Origin of the sequence: Janthinobacterium sp. LPB2021202312-11-4, from assembly GCF_037049705.1 — a bacterium.
Lineage (GTDB): Bacteria > Pseudomonadota > Gammaproteobacteria > Pseudomonadales > Pseudomonadaceae > Aquipseudomonas.
The window spans coordinates 33,173-53,417 of the sequence record NZ_JBAGKV010000037.1; the positions used below are offsets into that span (position 1 = coordinate 33,173).

The following is a 20,245-nucleotide window of genomic DNA, read 5'->3' on the forward strand; positions in this document are numbered from 1 at the left end:
GGGCGAACTTACCAGATCAAATCGGGCCGCGCTACTCCCGGATGTCGAGCCCGCGACCCGTGGTGCTTGCAAATGATTGCAAAGCCTTGTCTGGTGGTGTTGGAGACCTGATCAAATATTGATTTTAGTCAAACCTGGCGCACACGCCTGAGACGTTTGGTCCTGGGGTTATAACGGCTCTGACCGCTTTAGGTTCTCGCTCGTTCCAGTGCTTGGGTAGAATCGATTCTTTTCCCCGTTGAAGGAAGGCTAATGGCCCAGCCCTACAGTGCGCGCAGTCGTGCGATCGAACCGTTCCATGTCATGGCGCTGCTGGCGCGGGCCAACGAGCTGCAGGCTGCCGGCCACGACGTGATCCACCTGGAAATCGGCGAGCCGGACTTCACCACCGCCGAGCCGATCATCCAGGCTGGCCAGGCTGCGCTGACGGCGGGCAAGACCCGTTACACCGCCGCACGGGGCATTCCTGAACTGCGCGAGGCCATTTCCGGTTTTTATCAGACCCGTTACGGGCTGAATATCGATCCACAGCGCATTCTGGTGACGCCGGGCGGTTCCGGTGCCTTGCTGCTGGCCAGCGCCTTACTGGTCGATCCGGGGAAACACTGGCTGCTGGCGGACCCGGGCTACCCGTGTAACCGGCATTTCCTGCGGCTGGTGGAAGGTGCGGCGCAGTTGGTTCCCGTCGGTCCGGACGTGCGTTATCAACTGACCCCGGACCTGGTGGCGCGGCATTGGGATCAGGACAGCGTCGGCGCCCTGGTGGCCTCGCCGGCCAACCCGACCGGGACCATCCTGACCCGCGATGAGCTGGCCGGTCTGTCAGCGGCGATCAAGCAGCGTCACGGTCATCTGGTGGTGGACGAGATCTACCACGGGCTGACCTACGGCACCGACGCGGCCAGTGTGCTGGAGGTCGATGACAGCGCCTTCGTCCTGAATAGTTTTTCAAAGTATTTCGGCATGACCGGTTGGCGCCTCGGTTGGCTGGTGGCGCCGGAAGCCGCAGTCGGCGAACTGGAAAAACTCGCGCAAAACCTCTACATCAGTGCCCCGAGCATGGCCCAGCACGCTGCACTGGCCTGCTTCGAACCGGCGACCATCAGCATTCTCGAAGAACGCCGCGCCGAGTTTGGTCGTCGTCGCGATTTCCTGTTGCCGGCCTTGCGTGAACTCGGTTTCGGCATCGCCGTCGAGCCGGAGGGCGCGTTTTACTTGTACGCCGATATCAGCCAGTTCGGCGGTGATGCCTTCGCGTTCTGCCGTCATTTCCTCGAAACCGAGCATGTGGCGATCACCCCGGGCCTGGACTTCGGGCGTTATCAGGCCGGGCATCATGTGCGGTTTGCCTACACCCAAAGCCTGCCGCGCTTGCAGGAAGCGGTGGAACGCATCGCGCGCGGCTTGAAGAGCTGGCAAGGCTGATGCGTTTTCATCCTCCCCTCGAAGAAGGTCGTTTGATTCGGCGTTACAAGCGTTTTCTCGCCGATATCGAAACCGTTAGCGGCGAGTTGCTGACCATTCACTGCCCCAACACGGGCTCGATGCTCAATTGCCAGGTCGAGGGCGGGCAGGTCTGGTTCAGTCGCTCCAACGACCCCAAACGCAAGTTGCCCGGTACCTGGGAAATCGGCGAAACCCCGCAAGGGCGCCTGTTTTGCGTGAACACCGGGCGGGCCAACGGCTTGATCGAAGAAGCGCTGCGGGCGGGGGTGATCACTGAGCTGAACGGCTTTACCGAACTGAAACGGGAAGTGGCCTACGGTCAGGAAAACAGCCGCATCGATTTCCGCCTCGATTACCCGAGCGGGCCGGCGTATGTGGAAGTCAAAAGTGTCACATTGGGTTTCGACGGTACGTCGGTGGCGGCGTTTCCTGATGCGGTGACCCAGCGCGGGGCCAAGCATTTGCGGGAATTGGCGCACCTGGCTCGGGACGGGATTCGTGCGGTGCAGTTGTATTGCGTCAATCTCAGCGGTATCGACGCGGTGCGTCCGGCCGAAGAAATCGATTCGATCTACGCTGCGGCATTGCGTGAGGCGGTGGCGTGCGGGGTCGAGGTGTTGGCGTATGGCGTCAGCCTCAGCCATGAAGAAATGCGCGTTGAGCGGCGCCTGGACGTGTTGCTCAACGGTTAAACGCTGACCCAGATCCCTTGGGCATCCTCGCGGCAGGGGATGCTGGTCAGGGATTGCCCGGCGCACGGGCCGGCGACGCATTCGCCGTCCTCGATCAGAAACAGTGCGCCGTGGGTGGCGCACTGGATCAGGCTGTTGCTGGGATCGAGAAACTGGTCGGGCTTCCATTCCAGCGCCACCCCACGGTGCGGGCAGCGGTTGAGGTAGACGTAAACCTGACCGCCCCGGCGCACGGCCAGGAGCTTCTGGCCGTCGAGGTCGAAACCGCGGCTGCTGGCGTCGGCCAACTCCAGGCCCTGGCAAAGAAACTTCATGTCTATCCTCAAGTGTCGCGGCGCGTGACGAGATATGTCCGGGCTTGACGTGCAAATGCAAACAATTATCAAATGGCCGCCCGCCCATGGGCGCTTGCCGGATGCCGAGGATACTTGGCCTGTCCGCTTGATGCCCGGGAAAACCTTTAAGGAAGCTGTTTATGCGCCTGAGAACCCGCGTTGTTGCGTTGTGTGTCGGACTACTCGCCAGCCATCAGGCAGCAGCGGCCGAACTGCCACAGCGTTGGGTCAGTGCCGGCGGCGCGGTGTCGGAGTGGGTCAGTGCCTTGGGGGGCGAGGCAAAACTGGTGGGGGTCGACACCACCAGCCAGCATCCCGAATCCCTCAAGGCGCTGCCGAGCATCGGCTATCAGCGGCAATTGTCGGCCGAAGGCATCTTGAGCCTGCGCCCGCAGATTCTGGTCGGCACCGAAGAAATGGGCCCGCCGCCGGTGCTGTCGCAAATTCGCAATGCCGGGGTTCAGGTCGAACTGTTTTCGGCGCAGCCGGATGTGGCTGCGTTGCAGGGTAACTTGCAGCACCTGGGCCAGTTGCTCGGTGCTGAAGATCAAGCTTCCCAAGCGTTGCAGGTGTATCAACAGCAACTGGATCAGCAAAATGTCCGGATCACCGAGGCCCAGCTCAAACAGAAAGCGCCGGGTGTACTGCTGCTGATCGGTAACGCTGGCGGCAAGCCGTTGATTGCCGGCAAGGACACCGCCGCCGATTGGTTGCTGCAACGGGCCGGTGGCCACAATCTGGCGACGCATACTGGTTACAAACCTTTTTCCAATGAATCCCTGGCCAGTCTGAATCCTGAAGTGCTGGTGTTCGCCGATCGTGCGCTGACCGGTGATGCGGCCCGTGCGGCGCTGTTCAAGGAGAACCCGATTCTGTCCTCGACCCGTGCGGCCAAGGACGGACGCGTCCTGGAGCTCGATCCGACGTTGCTGGTGGGCGGGCTCGGGCCGCGTTTGCCCGAGGCGCTGAAAAAGCTGTCTGACGGTTTCTATCCCGGCGCGACTGGCCAATGACCACCCTGGTTAAACCGCGCACCTTGTTTATCGGCTTGAGCCTGCTGTGTGTGCTGGCGATCTGGCTGTCGTTGGCGCTGGGACCGGTGAGCCTGCCGTTGATTGATACGTTGCGTGCGGCGTTGCGGCTGATCGGTTTGCCGATTGCACCGGACGGTCTGGAGCAGGCAGAACTGATTCTTGGGCAGATTCGTCTACCGCGAACCTTGCTGGGGCTGGCGGTCGGCGGTGTGCTGGCGCTGTCCGGGGTGGCGATGCAGGGATTGTTTCGCAACCCGTTAGCCGATCCGGGGCTGGTGGGTGTGTCCAGTGGCGCGGCGTTGGGCGCGGCGATTGCGATTGTCGGCGGCTCGGCGTTCGGTGGCTTGCCCGAGTCGTTCGGGCCTTATTTGTTATCGATGTGCGCCTTTCTGGGCGGGCTCGGTGTGACCGCGCTGGTGTATCGACTGGGTCGACGCAATGGGCAAACCAATGTCGCGACCATGCTGTTGGCCGGTATTGCACTGACGGCGCTGGCGGGTTCGGCGGTGGGGTTGTTCACCTACCTGGCGGACGACGCCACCCTGCGTACGCTGACGTTCTGGAACCTGGGCAGTCTCAATGGCGCCAGTTATTCGCGGCTCTGGCCATTGCTGCTGGTGACTGCGGGCGTGGCGCTGTGGTTGCCGCGTCGGGCCAAGGCGTTGAATGCGTTGTTGCTCGGCGAGTCGGAGGCCGGTCACTTGGGCATTAATGTCGAAGGGCTCAAGCGTGAACTGGTGTTCTGCACCGCGCTGGGTGTCGGCGCGGCAGTGGCGGCGGCGGGGATGATCGGCTTTGTCGGGCTGGTGGTACCGCACCTGGTGCGACTGCTGGCCGGACCTGATCATCGGGTGCTGTTGCCGGCCTCGGTGCTGGCAGGCGCGAGCCTGCTGCTGTTTGCCGATCTGGTGGCGCGGCTGGCCCTGGCGCCGGCCGAGTTGCCGATTGGTATCGTCACGGCGTTCATCGGTGCGCCGTTCTTTCTGTTTCTGCTGATCAGGAGGCCTGCCTGATGCTGCGCACGGAAAACCTGTCGATCCGCCGGGGCAACAAAACCGTGCTGGCGGGCATCACCCTTGAACTCAAACCGGGCGAAGTCCTCGGCGTGCTGGGGCCGAACGGCGCCGGCAAGAGCACGTTGCTCGGGGCGTTGTGCGGTCAATTGCCTCCTGATGAGGGCCATGTCTGGCTCGATGACCAGGCGCTGCGGCATTGCGCCGGTGCCCAGCGGGCGCAACGTCTGGCGGTGTTGCCTCAGGTCTCGACCCTGGACTTTGCCTTTCGCGTTGAGGAAGTGGTCGGCATGGGCCGTTTGCCTTATCAAAGCGGTCGGGTGCGCGATGCAGAAATCGTCGCGGCCGCATTGGGGGCCGCCGATGCCGGTCATCTGAGCGGTCGCAGTTACCTGGCGTTGTCCGGTGGTGAGCGTCAGCGCGTGCATTTGGCGCGGGTGCTGGCGCAGCTGTGGCCGGGGGAGGCGGGGCAGACGTTATTGCTGGATGAGCCGACCTCGATGCTCGACCCACTGCATCAGCACACCACGTTGCAAGCCGTGCGAGAGTTCGCGGATCGTGGTGCGGCGGTACTGGTGATCCTGCATGATCTGAACCTCGCAGCGCGTTATTGTGACCGTCTGTTGCTGCTCGAAGGCGGGCGCCCGGTGGCGCTGGACACACCGCAGCAAGTGCTGCGTCCGGAACCGCTCAAAGCCGTGTTCGGGCTGGAAGTGCTGGTGCAAGCGCACCCGGAGCGTGGGCATCCGCTGATCATCGCCCGCTGAGTCCTTCATCGAGGTGAGAACATGCGTGGGATTTTGCTGCTGGCCGTACTGCTGCTGAGCGCCTGCCAGCATGGGGCGCCGCCACCACCGGTCACCGGTGAAATTCACGATCTACGCAGCGGGCAGGTACTGACGGCGCAGGAGCTTATCGAACGGCTGGCCAAATCTGAGCGGCTGATCGTCGGCGAGCAGCATGACAACCGCGATCACCATCAACTGCAGTTGTGGTTGCTCCAGGCGCTGGGGCAGCGCCGGCCTCAAGGTAGCCTGCTGCTGGAAATGCTCACGCCGGATCAGCAACTGCGGGTCAATGACGTGCGCCACACCTCGACACCGCCAATCGATTTGCCCGGCGCATTGGCCTGGCAATCGGGTTGGGACTGGGATTTGTATGGGCCGATTGTGCGTTTCGCCCTGGGCCAACCTTATCCACTGCTGGCCGCCAATCTGGACAACAGCGAAGTTCGGGCTGTTTACGCCCATCCGCCGGCATTGAATGGCTCGCGCTCCAATGCCCCGTCGGTCAAGGATGAACTGCTGGCGCAAATCAGCGGCTCCCATTGCGGCTTGCTCCCTAAATCACAAATGCCGGCCATGTTGGCGGTGCAGCAGCAACGTGATCGGCGAATGGCTGAGCGGTTGCGGGCGGCGCCCGAGCCTTCATTGCTGTTTGCCGGTGCCTACCATGCGCGCAAGGATGTCGGTGTGCCGCTGCATGTTCTGGATTTGGGTGAAGCCCGGGCGCCAACCGTGTTGATGCTGGCGCAGCGGGGCAGTGAGGTCACCCCCGCCATGGCGGATTACGTCTGGTACACGCCTGCCACGCCGACGCCGGATTACTGCGAAGAGATGCGTAAGCAGATGGGCAAGTGATTTGCGGAGTATTCCACAGGCAAAAAAAGACCCGGCAAGAGCCGGGTCAAATAACCGTGATTAGCCTGATGAGGAGATAATCTGAGAGTCCGAACCAAGGGCTTTTCAGAATATCGACTAGTCTCGCGACCAGTTGTGATAATCATAGCGATTCTCATTACCAAGTCAACCGCTGTTTTCCGATTTATTTGAAATTCGCCTGTAGGCCCAGTAGTCACTGGGCTTCAGCCCGATATTTTAAGTGGGCTCAGTTGGGTGATTTGTTTGTTCAGCAGGTCAATTCGCCGCGCCATGCTCTCGATCAGGCTGTGAGCGATCTTTGGATTGTTCTGGGTCAGGCTCAGAAACTGGTCCTTGGGAATCAGCATCACCGTACTCGGTTGGCTGGTGATCACACTGGCGTTGCGTTTCTCGCCGGTGAACACCGCCATGGCGCCGAAAATCTCGTCCTTGGGCACATCGCCGACCTTATGCCCGTCGACAAACGCTTCGGCGTGGCCCTCGATGATCACAAACACATGGTCCGCCTCGTCGCCTTGCTGAATCAGCACTTCGCCGCTGGCCACCCGTTGAAAGCCATTGGTGCTGCGAAACTCGGGTTGTTTCAGGCGGGCCACCGCGTCGCAGAGCAGGGCGGTCTGGCCGACCAGGTATTGCAGAAACAGCTCCGAGCGCTGCGGATCGGCATAAATATGCTGAAACACTTCGGTTCGCAGGTAGGGCGCCAACGACAGCGGGTTCTCGCTGCGCAAGCGGCAGTGGGGCAGTTCAGCGTCCTGGCGCAGGCCGACCAGATCGCCTTCGTGCAGATAGAACAAGGCGCGCTCGTCAACACAGCCATGCAGCAAGCCATTCTCCAGCATGAATAGTTGATTGTCGGGCAGTGCCGCCGCGAGGTCGTCTACGGACGGAAATTCCAGAGCCGGACCGCAAGGTGCCAAACCTTTCAGCAACCGCGCCGGGAGGTTTTGCAGGCGATTGATCAGTGTGTCGGCGTAGGCCGGTTGTTCCCCGAGCAGGTACATGGCAATGGGCGCCTGTTTAATTCTTGTGGCGTGAAGAGATGGCTTCCAGTTGTTTGTTCAGGGCTTCCTTGCGTTCGGCGGGGATGTCGTTCCAGTGCACGTCCATCAGCGCGCCTTCGATTGCATACAGCAACACCTTGGACGCCCGGAACCCGCGCGTGCGCACGGCCCGATAAGCGTCCACCGCCCCCAGGCGCCGCAAGTCCGAGGCGCTGTGGATGCCCACGGCATGCAGCCACTGCGCCGACGTCTTGCCAAGATTCTTCAGGTGTTGCAGTTCATCATTCATCAAGCCTCCTTGCGACGGCCGAACGGTGCGTGGGCGAGCCTTTGAGGAGTGTAGCCATCAGTAGGAAAAGCGTGATTGTTTGGTCGGTTTCGACGCAAATGCTTCTAAGAGGCAAGGTCTTGAGGCGTTCGAAGGGGCTGCGAATGCAGTAGAGGAGGGGCGCACAAACCCTGTGGGAGCGGGCTTGCTCGCGAAAGCGGTGTGACATTCAGCATTGATGTCGACTGACACCACGTCTTCGCGAGCAAGCCCGCTCCCACAGGGTTTGCGTCGTATCAGGAAGTTATTAGCGGGTGCGATAGCGCAGGCGGGTACCGAAATTCATCGACATCAGGATTTCGTCCGCGCTCAGCTCGGGTGGAAAGTAGGCACCGGAGATTTGCGCATGGGCCAGGCTCGCGCCTTCCAGGGAGGCATTGCGAAAGTCGATGCCGCGCAAGTCGGCGGAACGGAAATAGGCATCGGTAAAGTCGATGCCATCGGCATTCAGTTCGCGCAAGTCCAGGCCTCGGAAATCGCCACCGGTCATGTCGATCGGGCCGTCCACAGGGCGTTCCTTGTTGAAACCTGTGATGTCGTCTTTGTGCAGCAAGGCATAAAGCGGAGTGTCGAGAAGTTTGGGCTGGCTCATGTCACATCACCTGTTGGTTTTATGACGCCAGTATAGTGCCACTATTTGGCAGCCGTGAAGCCGGCGAAGGCTTCACGGCTGAAATAGTTTCTTACAGGCCTGGCAGGCGCTGGCGAATCTGCGCCACGACAGTGTCCAGCGTTCCGTTTTCATTGGTCTGCACGCGTTTGCTGCAGAGAATTTCCGCTGGCGTCAGCGCTTCGCGGCTGGCTTGCTGGTCGGCGATAACGGCCAGGGTTGCGTCGGACGGGTCGGTTTTGTCTGCCTGACGCAGGGCCAGCCAGCTCTCGATCACGGCTTGCGGGGCGTTGCAGTCCAGAATCAGGAACGGTGCACCGGTGGCTTCGGCAATTTTTGCCGCGCCGTCACGCTGGGCGCGCTTGAGGTAGGTGGCATCGATCACCACCGGGAAACCGGCACGCAGGATCACGCTGGCGATGTCATGCAGGCGGCCGTAGGTCGCGGCGCTGGCGTCAGCACTATAAATGCCGGCGTGGGGATCGTTCTGCACGGTTTGCTCACCGAACAGGCGTTTGCGCTCGACATCGGAACGCAGGCGAACGGCGCCCAATGCTTCGACCAGACGCATGGCCACACGGCTTTTGCCGACAGCGGAGACGCCATGGGTGATGGCCAGGAAACGCGAAGGAATGGTGCTGTAGCTTTCCGCCAGGTTGGCGTAGTTGCGGTACTGGCGCAGGGTGGTGGCGCGCTGCACCGGATCGGCTTCGGCGGGCATGCTGAACAGGGTGACTTTGGCGCGAACCAATGCACGGTAGGCTTTATAGAAGTTCAGCAGCTCAAGGCCCTGGTAGTCGCCGGTCAGTTCCAGGTACTGGCTGATGAAACGGCGTGCCAGGCTCTTGAGGCCACGGTCTTCCAGGTCCATCGCCAGGAAACCGGTGTCGGCGTAGACGTCGGTGAAGCGGAACGGTTCGTTGAACTCGATGCAGTCGAAGATCACGACCTTGCCGTCGATCACGGTGGCGTTGCCCAAGTGAATGTCACCGTGGCATTCGCGGATGAAACCCTCGGCCTTGCGTTGGGCGAACAGCGGCTTGAGGCGTTCGAAGCTGCTTTCGGCCCAGGCTTGCAGGGCGTCGAGTTGCAGCAGGTCTGTTTTATCGCTGAGGAACGGGCGAATCTGCTCGAAGTTCTGGCGAACCGGCGCCATCACGCTGTCCGGGGTGCCGGCGTCGTGTTCGGTCGGGACTTTCGGGGCGCTGAGGTGGAACTGGGCGATTTGCGCGGCCATCTCGTCGATGTGCGCGGTGGTCAGTTCGCCGTTGGCTTGCAGGGTGCTGAGCAATTGGCTTTGCGGGAACTGACGCATTTTCAGGGCGAAATCGATAGCCGGGCCTTCGCCGCCCAACTGTGGCGTTTCTTCGCTGCCGGTGATCGGTAGCACTTCAAGGTACAAGTCGTTAGTCAGGCGCTGATTCAAGCGCAACTCTTCACCGCAGAAGTGTTCGCGAGCGTCGAGGCTGGTGAAGTCGAGGAAGCCGAAATTCACTGGCTTCTTCACTTTATAAGCGAAGGGACCCGTGAGGATGACCCAGGAAATATGGGTCTCGATAACCTGGAACCCGTCGACGGGATGCGGGTAGAGGGCCGGGTTTTGCAGGGCGGCGATCAGGGACTGGCTCACAGGCGATCCTTCAGAGTCTGGGGAAAATTCACGGCCGCCATTATGGCCGCAAGTCCGCCTGACGCAAACCTCGGCGGCCTCCTGTTGAGTATGAATAAAGTGCGTATAATCCGCCGCCATGACTCGTACTCGATCCCCTCGCAGCAAAAAAAAACCACCGTCCAGCGGCCTGCGCCCCTGGCTGGGCTGGGCCCTTAAACTCAGCCTGGTCGGCCTCGTTGTGCTCGCCGGGTTCGCGGTTTACCTCGACGCTATCGTCCAGGAGAAGTTTTCCGGCAAGCGCTGGACGATCCCGGCCAAGGTCTACGCGCGCCCGCTGGAGCTGTTTACCGGCCAGAAGCTGAGCAAGGAAGACTTCCTCACCGAACTCGACGCCTTGGGTTATCGACGCGAAGCCGTGAGCAACGGCCCCGGCGCGGCGGCGGTCAATGGCAATACCGTTGACTTGAATACACGTGGCTTCCAGTTCTATGAAGGCATGGAAAAACCCCAGCCCGTGCGGGTGCGGTTCTCCGGCGACTATGTGGCCGAACTTTCGGCGACCAACGGTTCGAAGCTGTCGGTGGTGCGCCTGGAGCCGCTGCTGATCGGCGGGATTTACCCGAAAAACCTCGAAGACCGCATTCTGATCAAGATCGATCAGGTCCCGCCGTACCTGCTGGACACCCTGGTCGCCGTGGAAGACCGGGATTTCTACAGTCACTGGGGCGTATCGCCGAAGTCGATTGCCCGCGCCATCTACGTCAACACCTCGGGCGGCAAGATGACCCAGGGTGGCAGTACGCTGACGCAACAATTGGTCAAGAACTTCTACCTGACCAGCGAGCGCAGCCTCACCCGCAAACTCACCGAAGCCATGATGGCGATGCTGCTTGAGCTGCATTACAACAAGCAGGACATCCTTGAGGCTTACCTCAATGAAGTGTTTGTCGGCCAGGATGGCCAGCGCGCGGTGCACGGTTTTGGCCTCGCCAGTCAGTTCTTCTTCGGCCAGCCATTGTCCGAGCTGAAATTGCACCAAGTCGCGTTGCTGGTGGGCATGGTCAAGGGGCCGTCCTATTACAACCCGCGTCGTAATCCGGAGCGCGCACTCGAGCGCCGCAACCTGGTGCTCGACGTGCTTGAGCAACAAGGTGTCGCGACGGCCGAACAAGTTGCTGCGGCGAAGGCCATGCCTCTGGGCGTGACCACGCGCGGCAAACTGGCCGACAGCTCGTTCCCGGGCTTTATCGATCTGGTCAAACGTCAACTGCGCGAAGACTATCGCGACGAAGACTTGACCGAAGAAGGCCTGCGGATCTTCACCAGTTTTGACCCGATCCTGCAGATGAAAGCCGAAGCCTCGGTCAACGACACCTTTAAACGCCTGGCCGGGCGCAAAGGTTCGGATGACGTTGAAGCGGCGATGGTCGTGACCAACCCGGAAACCGGCGAAGTCCAGGCCATGATCGGCAGCCGTCAGGCGAGTTTTGCCGGTTTCAACCGCGCGCTGGATGCGGTGCGACCGATCGGCTCGTTGATCAAGCCTGCGGTTTATCTGACGGCACTTGAGAAACCGAGCCAGTACACCTTGACCAGTTGGTTGTCCGATGACGCCTTCTCGGTGAAGGGCGCGGACGGTCAGGTCTGGAAACCACAGAACTATGATCGACGCTCCCACGGTACGGTGTTCCTGTACCAAGGCCTGGCGCATTCCTACAACCTGTCGACCGCGCGTCTCGGGCTGGAACTGGGCGTGCCGAATGTCCTCAAGACCTTGGCGCGCCTGGGTGTGACTCGGGAGTTTCCGGCGTTCCCATCGATGCTGTTGGGCGCTGGTGGCCTGACGCCGATGGAAGTGGCGACCATGTACCAGACCCTGGCCAACGGTGGCTTCAATACCCCGATGCGCGGGATTCGCAGCGTACTGACCGCCGAGGGCGAGCCGCTCAAACGTTACCCGTTCCAGATTCAGCAGCGGTTTGATCCGGCGTCGATTTTCCTGATCCAAAGCGCCATGCAGCGGGTCATGCGCGAAGGCACCGGCAGCTCGGTTTATAACGTGCTGCCCAAAACCCTGACCCTGGCGGGCAAGACCGGTACCAGTAACGATTCGCGGGACAGCTGGTTCGCCGGTTTCAGCCAGGATCTGTTGGCTGTGGTCTGGCTGGGGCGCGACGATAACGGCAAGACGCCGTTTACCGGTGCCACTGGCGCGTTGCAGGTCTGGACCAGTTTCATGCGCAAGGCCGATCCGCTGCCGCTGGACATGCCGCAGCCGGACAACATCGTTCAGGCCTGGGTTGATTCGCGCACCGGGCAAGGCTCTGATGCCAACTGCCCAGGTGCGGTGCAGATGCCGTATATTCGCGGCAGCGAACCGCCTCCCGGCGCCGCTTGCGGTGGGGAAACTCCTGCTTCCGGTGAAACGGTGATGGATTGGGTCAAGGGCTGGATGAACTAAGCAAAGAGGGTCTCAAGTGAACAAGTGGTTGATTCCAGCGGTTACCGCCGTGGCTTTGCTCAGCGGTTGCTCCACCGTACAACGCGGTTCTATCCCGGTTGTGGATGCCGGCAGCGCTGTGTCGAACAGTGAGCGGATTCAGGCGAATGGCGGCTTTCGCAAGACGACCGTGAAACGTCCCGTGCAGGGCCAGCCCCAGGAAATCCCGCAAGGTGATAGCGGTGTGGTGGTAATGGTTCCTGGCGGTGGCGCCGTGACCTCGGCGCCGATCAGCACTTCGCCGATCACGCCGGGGCCGATTACGCCGGGCCCGATTGATACGTCGCCGGTTCAGTCCGCGCCGATCAATCAGGGCAGCTACAGCATGCCGTCGACCCCGAGCGGGATTCCGTCGGCGAGCAGCGGCGGTGGCTTGTCGGCCGACGAACAACTGGACGGCCCGGTGCTGGCTCTGCTGACCACCGCTCAACAGCAACAGGCTGGTGGCGACCTCAATGGCGCGTCCTCCAGCCTGGAGCGTGCCCAGCGCGTGGCGCCGCGTGAGCCGCAAGTGCTCTATCGTCTGGCGCAGGTGCGTATGGCCCAGGGCGATGCGCCACAAGCCGAGCAGTTCGCCCGTCGGGGTTTGACGTTCGCCAATGGGCGTCCGGATCTTCAGGCCAGCCTGTGGGAATTGATCGCTCAGGCCCGTGAGAAGCAGGGCGATTCCGCTGGCGCTGCGCTGGCTCGTCAAAAGGCCAAGGTTGCGCTGTGATGGATGCACGTTTCCCAAAGATTGCCGAGCAGTTGCTGTTGATTGAGCGTGAGTTGCGGGTTCAGGGCTGGTGGGACGAGGTCTCACCCAGCGCTGAAGCGCTGTCCAGTGTCGAGCCGTTTTCGGTCGACACCCTGGACTTCGAGCAGTGGTTGCAATGGATCTTCCTGCCTCGTATGAAGACGATCCTCGAACAGGATCTGCCGTTGCCCAATGCGTCGGGCATTCAGGAGATGGCGGAGATGGTTTTCGCCGCCCGTGATGTTCAGGGCAGGGATCGGTATTTGCAGGTTCTGCTCAAAGAGTTTGACCTGCTGATCACCGCCTCCTGCTAACGCCGGTCCGCGTAGGCGCTACGTAGGAGCTGTCGAGTGAAACGAGGCTGCGATCTTTTGATCTTGTTTCTAAAGAGCAAAATCAAAAGATCGCAGCCTCGTTTCACTCGACAGCTCCTACAGGCTCCTACAGGTTTCATGACGTCTATTGGCAATTCTGCGCGATCTGTTTCTGTGCTTCGGTGATGCGCTCCTGACGTGTCTGTTCGGTCAGGCGGCGCATTTCACCGTCCACCTCTTCCCTTAGTCGTGGGTTGTTCTGTAGCTGAGCCAGGTTCGTCCGCGCCTGCTCACAGAACACCTTGAGCTGCGCTTGCTGTTCGGCGACCTGCTTTTTCACGGTCTTATCGATTGCCTGTTGATCGCCAATGGTGCTGCTGCGTGCAGGTGCGTCGGGTTTGCCGACGGACGGGGCGGGCGTCACCACAGTGGTGGCTGGCTGACCCTGGGGCGGTTGAGCGTCGAAATGGGTCACCCCTTGGGCATCCACCCACTTGTAAATCTGAGCCGCCATGCACAAAGGGCTCAAGGTGATCAGCAGACTGGCGGTGAGGAAGAACGTACGCATACCATTTCCTTGTCATAAGTTGCGCAATTGAAGCTAACACACATGGGGTTTACGGGTTTTTTCTTGCGTTCTCATGTGCTTACTCACAATAAAGCACATAGACGACTTGACTTGGAGGGGACGAAACAGAAGAATCCAAAGTCCGCTGTAGAGGGACTGCCAGAAGCAGACCCACTCGGCAGATCATGAGGCGCATACCCGCGCCGACCTGTTACACCCGCAACGCGTTACCTCGCGCTGGGTGGGAAAGGCCCGCAACACTTGGGACGATCCCAATACTTGCTCAGTCAGTGCTGACGTAGTCGGCGACCACCGTCGCTCATGCTCTGCCGAGAAGTAAACCTATTAAGACCCGTCCGCTTTTTGTGTGGACGGTATTCTGGCGTTTTAGAGGTGAACAACGTGGAGCTTTTATCTGGCGGTGAGATGCTCGTCCGCTTTTTGCGTGACGAAGGCGTCAAATATATCTACGGGTACCCGGGTGGTGCTCTTCTTCATGTCTACGATGCCCTGTTCAAAGAACCGGAAGTGACTCACATCCTGGTTCGTCACGAACAAGCGGCGACCCATATGGCTGACGGCTATGCCCGTGCCACCGGTAAAGCCGGCGTGGTACTGGTGACTTCCGGTCCTGGCGCAACAAACGCCATCACCGGTATCGCCACCGCCTATATGGACTCCATTCCAATGGTGGTCATTTCCGGCCAGGTGCCTAGCACCATGGTAGGTACCGACGCGTTCCAGGAAACCGACATGATCGGTATCTCCCGGCCGATCGTGAAGCACAGCTTCATGATCAAGCACGCTTCGGAAATCCCGGAAGTCATGAAGAAAGCGTTCTACCTGGCGCAATCCGGTCGTCCTGGTCCGGTCGTTGTCGATATCCCGAAAGACATGACCAACCCGGCCGAGAAGTTCGAATACATCTTCCCGAAAAAAGCCAAGCTGCGTTCCTACAGCCCAGCCGTTCGCGGTCACTCCGGGCAAATCCGCAAGGCAGCCGAAATGCTCCTGGCGGCCAAGCGTCCGGTGATGTACGCCGGCGGCGGTGTGATCCTCGGTGGTGGCTCCGCGCCGCTGACCGAGTTGGCGAAGATGCTCAACCTGCCAGTGACCAATACCCTGATGGGCCTGGGTGCTTACCCTGGCACCGACCGTCAGTTCATCGGCATGCTCGGCATGCACGGCAGCTACACCGCCAACCTGGCGATGCACCATGCCGATGTGATCCTGGCAGTCGGCGCACGTTTCGATGACCGCGTGATCAATGGCCCGGCGAAGTTCTGCCCGAACGCCAAGATCATTCATATCGACATCGACCCGGCTTCGATCTCCAAGACCATCAAGGCCGACGTGCCTATCGTCGGTCCGGTCGAGAGCGTCCTGACCGAAATGGTCGCGATCCTCAAGGAAATCGGCGAGACCCCGAACAAGGAGTCCGTGGCCAGTTGGTGGAAGCAAGTTGACGAGTGGCGCGGTGATCGCGGCCTGTTCCCTTATGACAAGGGCGACGGCAGCATCATCAAGCCGCAAACCGTGGTCGAAACCCTGTGCGAAGTGACCAAGGGCGATGCCTTTGTAGCTTCCGACGTGGGCCAGCACCAAATGTTCGCGGCGCAGTACTACAAGTTCGACAAGCCGAACCGCTGGATCAACTCCGGCGGCCTGGGCACCATGGGCTTCGGTTTTCCGGCGGCCATGGGCATCAAGTTGAGCTTCCCGGATGCCGACGTCGTCTGCGTGACAGGCGAGGGCAGTATCCAGATGAACATTCAGGAACTGTCCACCTGTCTGCAATACGGTTTGCCAGTGAAAATTGTCATCCTGAACAACGGTGTTCTGGGTATGGTTCGTCAGTGGCAAGACATGAGCTATGGCAGCCGTCACTCGCATTCCTACATGGAATCGTTGCCTGACTTCGTCAAGCTGGCTGAGGCCTATGGTCACGTTGGCATGCGCATCACCGACTCGAAAGAATTGAAGTCGAAGATGGAAGAGGCGTTTGCCATGAAGGATCGCCTGGTGGTGCTCGATATTTCGGTCGATACCAGCGAGCACGTCTACCCGATGCAGATCAAAGACGGCTCCATGCGCGATATGTGGCTGAGCAAGACGGAGCGTACTTAATCATGCGGCACATTATTTCCTTGCTTCTGGAAAACGAACCGGGCGCTCTGTCTCGTGTAGTCGGCCTGTTCTCGCAGCGCAACTACAACATCGAAAGCCTGACCGTGGCACCGACCGAAGACCCGACCCTGTCGCGCCTGACGTTGACCACTGTTGGCCACGATGAAGTCATCGAGCAGATCACCAAGAACCTGAACAAGCTGATCGAAGTGGTCAAACTGGTCGACCTGTCGGAGAGTGCTCACATCGAGCGCGAACTGATGCTGGTCAAGGTCAAGGCTACCGGCGCCCAGCGCGCCGAGATCAAGCGCACTACCGATATTTACCGTGGGCAGATCGTCGATGTCAGCGCCAGCGTGTATACCGTTCAACTGACCGGTACCAGCGACAAGCTCGACAGCTTCATTCAGTCCATCGGCACCGCTTCGATTCTGGAAACCGTCCGTAGCGGCGTAACCGGTATCGCCCGCGGCGACAAAGTACTCAGCATCTAAACCAAATTAGCGAATGGCCTGAACGGCCTGGATATATAGGGGAATTTCATGAAAGTTTATTACGAAAAAGACTGCGACCTGTCGATCATCCAGGGCAAGAAAGTTGCCATCATCGGTTACGGTTCCCAGGGCCACGCTCAAGCGTGCAACCTGAAAGACTCCGGCGTTGACGTTACTGTTGGCCTGCGTAAAGGTTCGGCCACTGTTGCCAAAGCCGAAGCTCACGGCCTGAAAGTGACTGACGTTGCTTCCGCTGTTGCAGCGGCTGACCTGGTCATGATCCTGACCCCGGACGAGTTCCAGTCTGCCCTGTACAAAAACGAAATCGAGCCGAACATCAAGAAAGGCGCCACCCTGGCCTTCTCCCACGGCTTCGCGATCCACTACAACCAGGTTGTTCCGCGCGCTGACCTCGACGTGATCATGATCGCGCCGAAAGCACCGGGCCACACCGTGCGTTCCGAGTTCGTCAAGGGCGGCGGTATTCCTGACCTGATCGCTATCTATCAAGATGCGTCGGGCAACGCCAAAAACGTTGCACTGTCCTACGCTGCTGGCGTTGGTGGCGGTCGTACCGGCATCATCGAAACCACCTTCAAGGACGAGACCGAAACCGACCTGTTCGGCGAACAAGCCGTTCTGTGCGGCGGTACCGTTGAACTGGTCAAAGCCGGTTTCGAAACCCTGGTTGAAGCTGGCTACGCGCCAGAAATGGCCTACTTCGAGTGCCTGCACGAACTGAAACTGATCGTTGACCTCATGTACGAAGGCGGTATCGCCAACATGAACTACTCGATCTCCAACAACGCTGAATACGGCGAGTACGTGACTGGTCCGGAAGTGATCAACGCCGAATCCCGTCAGGCCATGCGCAACGCCCTGAAACGTATTCAGGACGGCGAATACGCCAAGATGTTCATCAGCGAAGGCGCGACCGGCTATCCTTCGATGACCGCCAAGCGTCGTAACAACGCCGCTCACGGTATCGAAATCATCGGCGAGCAACTGCGCTCCATGATGCCGTGGATCGGTGCCAACAAGATCGTCGACAAAGCCAAAAACTAAGTCGCACGCTTGTACGGAAAACGCGGCCTAGGCCGCGTTTTTTCGTTTGGGTGAGCGGTTCTGGTATAAAGCTGCATCGTTTGCGGCCGAACCGTCGTCCCAGACACCTGTCGAAACTTTCCACCCTGTTGCAAGGTAATGTCCATGAGCGAACGTCCCGAAGAGCCAAAACAGGCTTCTGACGCCGAAAGTCTGCTGCCCATCGATGAGCACATCGAGGAAGGGCATGACGCTGAAGGTCGTAAAGTCCGGCATCGTGGTATCTATCTTCTGCCGAACTTGTTCACCACTGCGAACCTGTTCGCAGGGTTCTACTCCATCATCAACTCGATGAGCGCCCAGGCCGCCTTGAGCGCCGGCGACTCGGTCAGTGCGAGCAAGTACTTTGGTTTCGCGGCCATCGCGATTTTCGTCGCCATGGTGCTCGACGGCCTTGATGGCCGGGTTGCCCGCATGACCAATACCCAGAGTGCCTTCGGCGCCGAGTACGACTCGTTGTCGGACATGGTTGCCTTTGGCGTTGCGCCGGCGTTGCTGGCATTCGGCTGGGCCCTGGGTGATATGGGCAAGGTCGGCTGGATGGTTGCGTTCATCTATGTGGCGGGCGCTGCGCTGCGTCTGGCGCGGTTCAATACCCAGGTGGGCACGGCGGACAAGCGCTACTTCATTGGTTTGGCCAGCCCGGCTGCTGCGGGCGTGGTAGCAGGGATTGTCTGGGCGTTCAGCGATTACGGCATCCAGGGTTCCAAAATGTCGTTCCTGGTCGCGTTGATGGTGGCGGCTGCCGGGATGCTGATGGTCAGCAACATCAAGTACAACAGCTTCAAGGAGCTGGACTTGAAGGGGCGTGTTCCCTTTGTTGCGATCTTGGCGGTAGTGCTGGTGTTTGCCGTGGTATTCAGTGATCCGCCGCGCATTCTGCTGCTGGTGTTCCTCGGGTATGCGGCCTCTGGTCCGGTTCAATACCTGTTACGTCTTCGCCAGCACAAAAACGCCGAGTGACGTAATTTCCCTCATACTCCGCAGTCTATTGGTGCATCTGTCCTCCAATGCTGCGGAGTTGCCATGCTGATAAAAGTCTCCAGAACCTCCGACTGTCATGAGTCGGATGTCACGCCTGAATCCCTCTATCTATCTCGTCGCAATGTGCTTGGTGCTGCCGTGGCCGGTTTGGCTGTGAGCGGTCTGCCGCGTTGGGCCAGTGCTGATGATGCTGCACGGTATGCCGATGTCGAGCCTGGAAAGGCGCCGGCCTGGTTTACCGAAAAACTTCCTTCTACTAAATGGGGGGCGATTAGCGTCAAGGATGAGGCGATCACGCCGTTCAAGGATGCGACCCACTACAACAACTTCTATGAGTTCGGTACGGACAAAGGTGACCCGGCAGCCAATGCTGGCGCGCTGAAAACCGAACCGTGGAGCGTGGTGGTGGACGGTGAAGTCGGGAAGCCGGGGCGGTATGCGCTGGAAGACTTCATGAAGCCTTACCAGTTGGAGGAGCGAATCTATCGTCTTCGCTGTGTCGAGGCCTGGTCGATGGTGATTCCCTGGATCGGTTTTCCCGTCTCGGCCTTGCTCAAGGAGGTCGAGCCAACGTCGAAGGCAAAATACATTCGCTTCGAAACACTGGAGGACCCCAAGAGCATGCCCGGGCAGCGATCCGGTTTCGCTCTGATCGACTGGCCTTATGTAGAAGGGCTGCGCCTGGATGAGGCGATGAATCCTTTGGCGATTCTTGCGGTGGGCATGTATGGGCGGGAGTTGCCGAATCAGAATGGCGCGCCACTGCGGTTGGTGGTGCCGTGGAAGTATGGCTTCAAGAGCGTCAAATCAATCGTGCGGATCAGTCTGGTCAGCGAGCAGCCGAAGACGACCTGGCAAAGTATTGCTGCGGATGAGTATGGTTTTTATGCGAACGTGAACCCTACGGTCGACCATCCGCGCTGGACCCAGGCGCGAGAGCGGCGTTTGCCGAGTGGTCTGCTCAAGCCCAATGTGCGGGATACGCAAATGTTCAATGGCTACTCGGATGAAGTCGCCTCTTTATATGCGGGCCTCGATCTTCGGAAGAACTACTGATGCGTTTTGCGGTTTGGCGAATTTTTGTCTTCGTGGTTATCGCGGTCTGGCCGCTGCTTTGGTTGTATCAGGCCTGGGCGGAGGTGCTGGGGCCTGATCCGGGCAAAGTGCTGGTAGATCGCTTGGGCTTGGGTACGCTTGTCCTGCTTCTGATTACGTTAAGCATGACACCTTTGCAGAAGTTGACTGGTTGGCCGGGGTGGATTGCTGTCCGGCGGCAGTTGGGGTTGTGGTGCTTTGCTTATGTTGTGCTGCATTTGAGTGGGTATACGGCGTTCATTCTCGGTTTTGACTGGTCGCAGCTGGGTGTCGAGTTGCGCAAGCGGCCTTACATTATTGTCGGGACATTGGGGTTTCTCTGTCTGCTGGGGTTGGCGGTGACGTCCAATCGATACAGTCAGCGGCGGTTGGGTTCCCGCTGGAAGACGTTGCATCGATTGGCCTATGTGACTCTTGGGCTTGGTTTGCTGCATATGTTGTGGATCGTTCGTGCGGATCTGAAGGAGTGGGCTGTTTATGCTTCTATAGGTGTGCTGCTGATAGTGCTTCGACTGCCCCCTGTAGCCCGTCGAATTCCGCGTTTATTGGCTAAAAAGACGCCTTCTGCAAGAAAGGCGTAATTAAGGG

At 59.7% G+C, this 20,245-nt stretch carries 21 protein-coding genes; 15 read left to right on the plus strand and 6 right to left on the minus strand.

The features are described 5' to 3' along the window. Positions 1-252: 252 nt before the first annotated feature. Complete coding sequence (locus tag V5E99_RS27360) at positions 253-1,425, plus strand: pyridoxal phosphate-dependent aminotransferase (protein ID WP_499805432.1); 1,173 nt, start codon at positions 253-255, stop codon at positions 1,423-1,425. Then, positions 1,425-2,138: a DNA/RNA nuclease SfsA gene (sfsA, locus tag V5E99_RS27365; protein WP_499805434.1), complete on the plus strand. Its 714-nt coding sequence runs from the start codon at positions 1,425-1,427 to the stop codon at positions 2,136-2,138. Before V5E99_RS27360 ends, sfsA begins: the two co-directional genes overlap by 1 nt. Here sfsA and V5E99_RS27370 read toward each other — a convergent pair. Further along, the gene (locus tag V5E99_RS27370; protein WP_499805436.1) at positions 2,135-2,452 is read right to left on the minus strand and encodes a Rieske (2Fe-2S) protein; all 318 of its coding nucleotides are present in this window, start codon (positions 2,450-2,452) and stop codon (positions 2,135-2,137) included. The genes sfsA and V5E99_RS27370 overlap by 4 nt on opposite strands. A gap of 161 nt (positions 2,453-2,613) precedes the next feature. Between V5E99_RS27370 and V5E99_RS27375 the strand changes: the two genes are divergently transcribed. Genes V5E99_RS27375 through V5E99_RS27390 form a run of 4 tightly spaced genes read left to right on the plus strand, consistent with a single transcriptional unit; the run spans position 2,614 to position 6,160 of the window. Next, the gene (locus V5E99_RS27375; protein ID WP_499805438.1) at positions 2,614-3,486 is read left to right on the plus strand and encodes a heme/hemin ABC transporter substrate-binding protein; all 873 of its coding nucleotides are present in this window, start codon (positions 2,614-2,616) and stop codon (positions 3,484-3,486) included. Further along, a complete protein-coding gene (locus V5E99_RS27380) occupies positions 3,483-4,520 on the plus strand; it encodes a FecCD family ABC transporter permease (RefSeq protein WP_499805440.1) in 1,038 nt (345 codons plus the stop codon). The genes V5E99_RS27375 and V5E99_RS27380 overlap by 4 nt, the downstream gene beginning before the upstream one ends. Then, positions 4,520-5,287 (plus strand): heme ABC transporter ATP-binding protein, encoded by a 768-nt coding sequence (locus V5E99_RS27385; RefSeq protein ID WP_499805441.1) that lies wholly within the window; start codon positions 4,520-4,522, stop codon positions 5,285-5,287. The genes V5E99_RS27380 and V5E99_RS27385 overlap by 1 nt, the downstream gene beginning before the upstream one ends. A gap of 21 nt (positions 5,288-5,308) precedes the next feature. Beyond that, positions 5,309-6,160: a ChaN family lipoprotein gene (locus V5E99_RS27390; protein WP_499805443.1), complete on the plus strand. Its 852-nt coding sequence runs from the start codon at positions 5,309-5,311 to the stop codon at positions 6,158-6,160. Positions 6,161-6,384: 224 nt separating this feature from the next. Here the strand turns inward: V5E99_RS27390 and V5E99_RS27395 are convergent, their stop codons facing one another. From V5E99_RS27395 to V5E99_RS27410, 4 genes are all read right to left on the minus strand, one after another. Then, positions 6,385-7,185, minus strand: coding sequence for a Crp/Fnr family transcriptional regulator (locus tag V5E99_RS27395; RefSeq protein WP_499805445.1), 801 nt, complete (start codon positions 7,183-7,185; stop codon positions 6,385-6,387). Between the two features lie 16 nt (positions 7,186-7,201). Beyond that, positions 7,202-7,474: a TfoX/Sxy family protein gene (locus tag V5E99_RS27400; RefSeq protein ID WP_007971093.1), complete on the minus strand. Its 273-nt coding sequence runs from the start codon at positions 7,472-7,474 to the stop codon at positions 7,202-7,204. A gap of 286 nt (positions 7,475-7,760) precedes the next feature. Then, a complete protein-coding gene (locus tag V5E99_RS27405; RefSeq protein ID WP_499805448.1) occupies positions 7,761-8,105 on the minus strand; it encodes a pentapeptide repeat-containing protein in 345 nt (114 codons plus the stop codon). A 91-nt stretch (positions 8,106-8,196) separates the two neighbouring features. Further along, the gene (locus tag V5E99_RS27410) at positions 8,197-9,753 is read right to left on the minus strand and encodes a bifunctional aminoglycoside phosphotransferase/ATP-binding protein (RefSeq protein ID WP_499805450.1); all 1,557 of its coding nucleotides are present in this window, start codon (positions 9,751-9,753) and stop codon (positions 8,197-8,199) included. 118 nt (positions 9,754-9,871) lie between these two features. Between V5E99_RS27410 and mrcB the strand changes: the two genes are divergently transcribed. From mrcB to V5E99_RS27425, 3 genes are read left to right on the plus strand one after another with little or no spacing between them, the layout of a single operon-like run. Beyond that, a complete protein-coding gene (mrcB, locus tag V5E99_RS27415; protein WP_499805452.1) occupies positions 9,872-12,196 on the plus strand; it encodes a penicillin-binding protein 1B in 2,325 nt (774 codons plus the stop codon). A 16-nt stretch (positions 12,197-12,212) separates the two neighbouring features. Further along, positions 12,213-12,950, plus strand: a complete 738-nt coding sequence (locus V5E99_RS27420; RefSeq protein WP_499805454.1) for a tetratricopeptide repeat protein — start codon at positions 12,213-12,215, stop codon at positions 12,948-12,950. Beyond that, complete coding sequence (locus V5E99_RS27425; RefSeq protein ID WP_499805456.1) at positions 12,950-13,285, plus strand: YqcC family protein; 336 nt, start codon at positions 12,950-12,952, stop codon at positions 13,283-13,285. The genes V5E99_RS27420 and V5E99_RS27425 overlap by 1 nt, the downstream gene beginning before the upstream one ends. Positions 13,286-13,430: 145 nt before the next feature. On the opposite strand, the gene V5E99_RS27430 is transcribed toward V5E99_RS27425, so the two are convergent. Beyond that, complete coding sequence (locus V5E99_RS27430) at positions 13,431-13,853, minus strand: DUF4124 domain-containing protein (RefSeq protein WP_499805458.1); 423 nt, start codon at positions 13,851-13,853, stop codon at positions 13,431-13,433. Between the two features lie 363 nt (positions 13,854-14,216). Here V5E99_RS27430 and V5E99_RS27435 point away from each other — a divergent pair, with 363 nt between their 5' ends. The 6 genes from V5E99_RS27435 to msrQ all read left to right on the plus strand — a co-directional run bounded on the left by V5E99_RS27435 (position 14,217) and on the right by msrQ (position 20,238). Continuing rightward, a complete protein-coding gene (locus tag V5E99_RS27435; protein ID WP_499805460.1) occupies positions 14,217-15,980 on the plus strand; it encodes an acetolactate synthase 3 large subunit in 1,764 nt (587 codons plus the stop codon). A gap of 2 nt (positions 15,981-15,982) precedes the next feature. Next, positions 15,983-16,474, plus strand: coding sequence for an acetolactate synthase small subunit (gene ilvN, locus V5E99_RS27440; protein WP_003176102.1), 492 nt, complete (start codon positions 15,983-15,985; stop codon positions 16,472-16,474). A gap of 48 nt (positions 16,475-16,522) precedes the next feature. Continuing rightward, positions 16,523-17,539: a ketol-acid reductoisomerase gene (gene ilvC / locus V5E99_RS27445; protein WP_007948647.1), complete on the plus strand. Its 1,017-nt coding sequence runs from the start codon at positions 16,523-16,525 to the stop codon at positions 17,537-17,539. Between the two features lie 144 nt (positions 17,540-17,683). After that, positions 17,684-18,541: a CDP-diacylglycerol--serine O-phosphatidyltransferase gene (gene pssA, locus V5E99_RS27450; RefSeq protein ID WP_499805462.1), complete on the plus strand. Its 858-nt coding sequence runs from the start codon at positions 17,684-17,686 to the stop codon at positions 18,539-18,541. Positions 18,542-18,604: 63 nt separating this feature from the next. Continuing rightward, positions 18,605-19,618: a protein-methionine-sulfoxide reductase catalytic subunit MsrP gene (gene msrP, locus V5E99_RS27455; protein ID WP_499805463.1), complete on the plus strand. Its 1,014-nt coding sequence runs from the start codon at positions 18,605-18,607 to the stop codon at positions 19,616-19,618. Then, the gene (gene msrQ / locus V5E99_RS27460) at positions 19,618-20,238 is read left to right on the plus strand and encodes a protein-methionine-sulfoxide reductase heme-binding subunit MsrQ (RefSeq protein WP_499805465.1); all 621 of its coding nucleotides are present in this window, start codon (positions 19,618-19,620) and stop codon (positions 20,236-20,238) included. The genes msrP and msrQ overlap by 1 nt, the downstream gene beginning before the upstream one ends. The last annotated feature ends 7 nt before the right edge of the window (positions 20,239-20,245 follow it).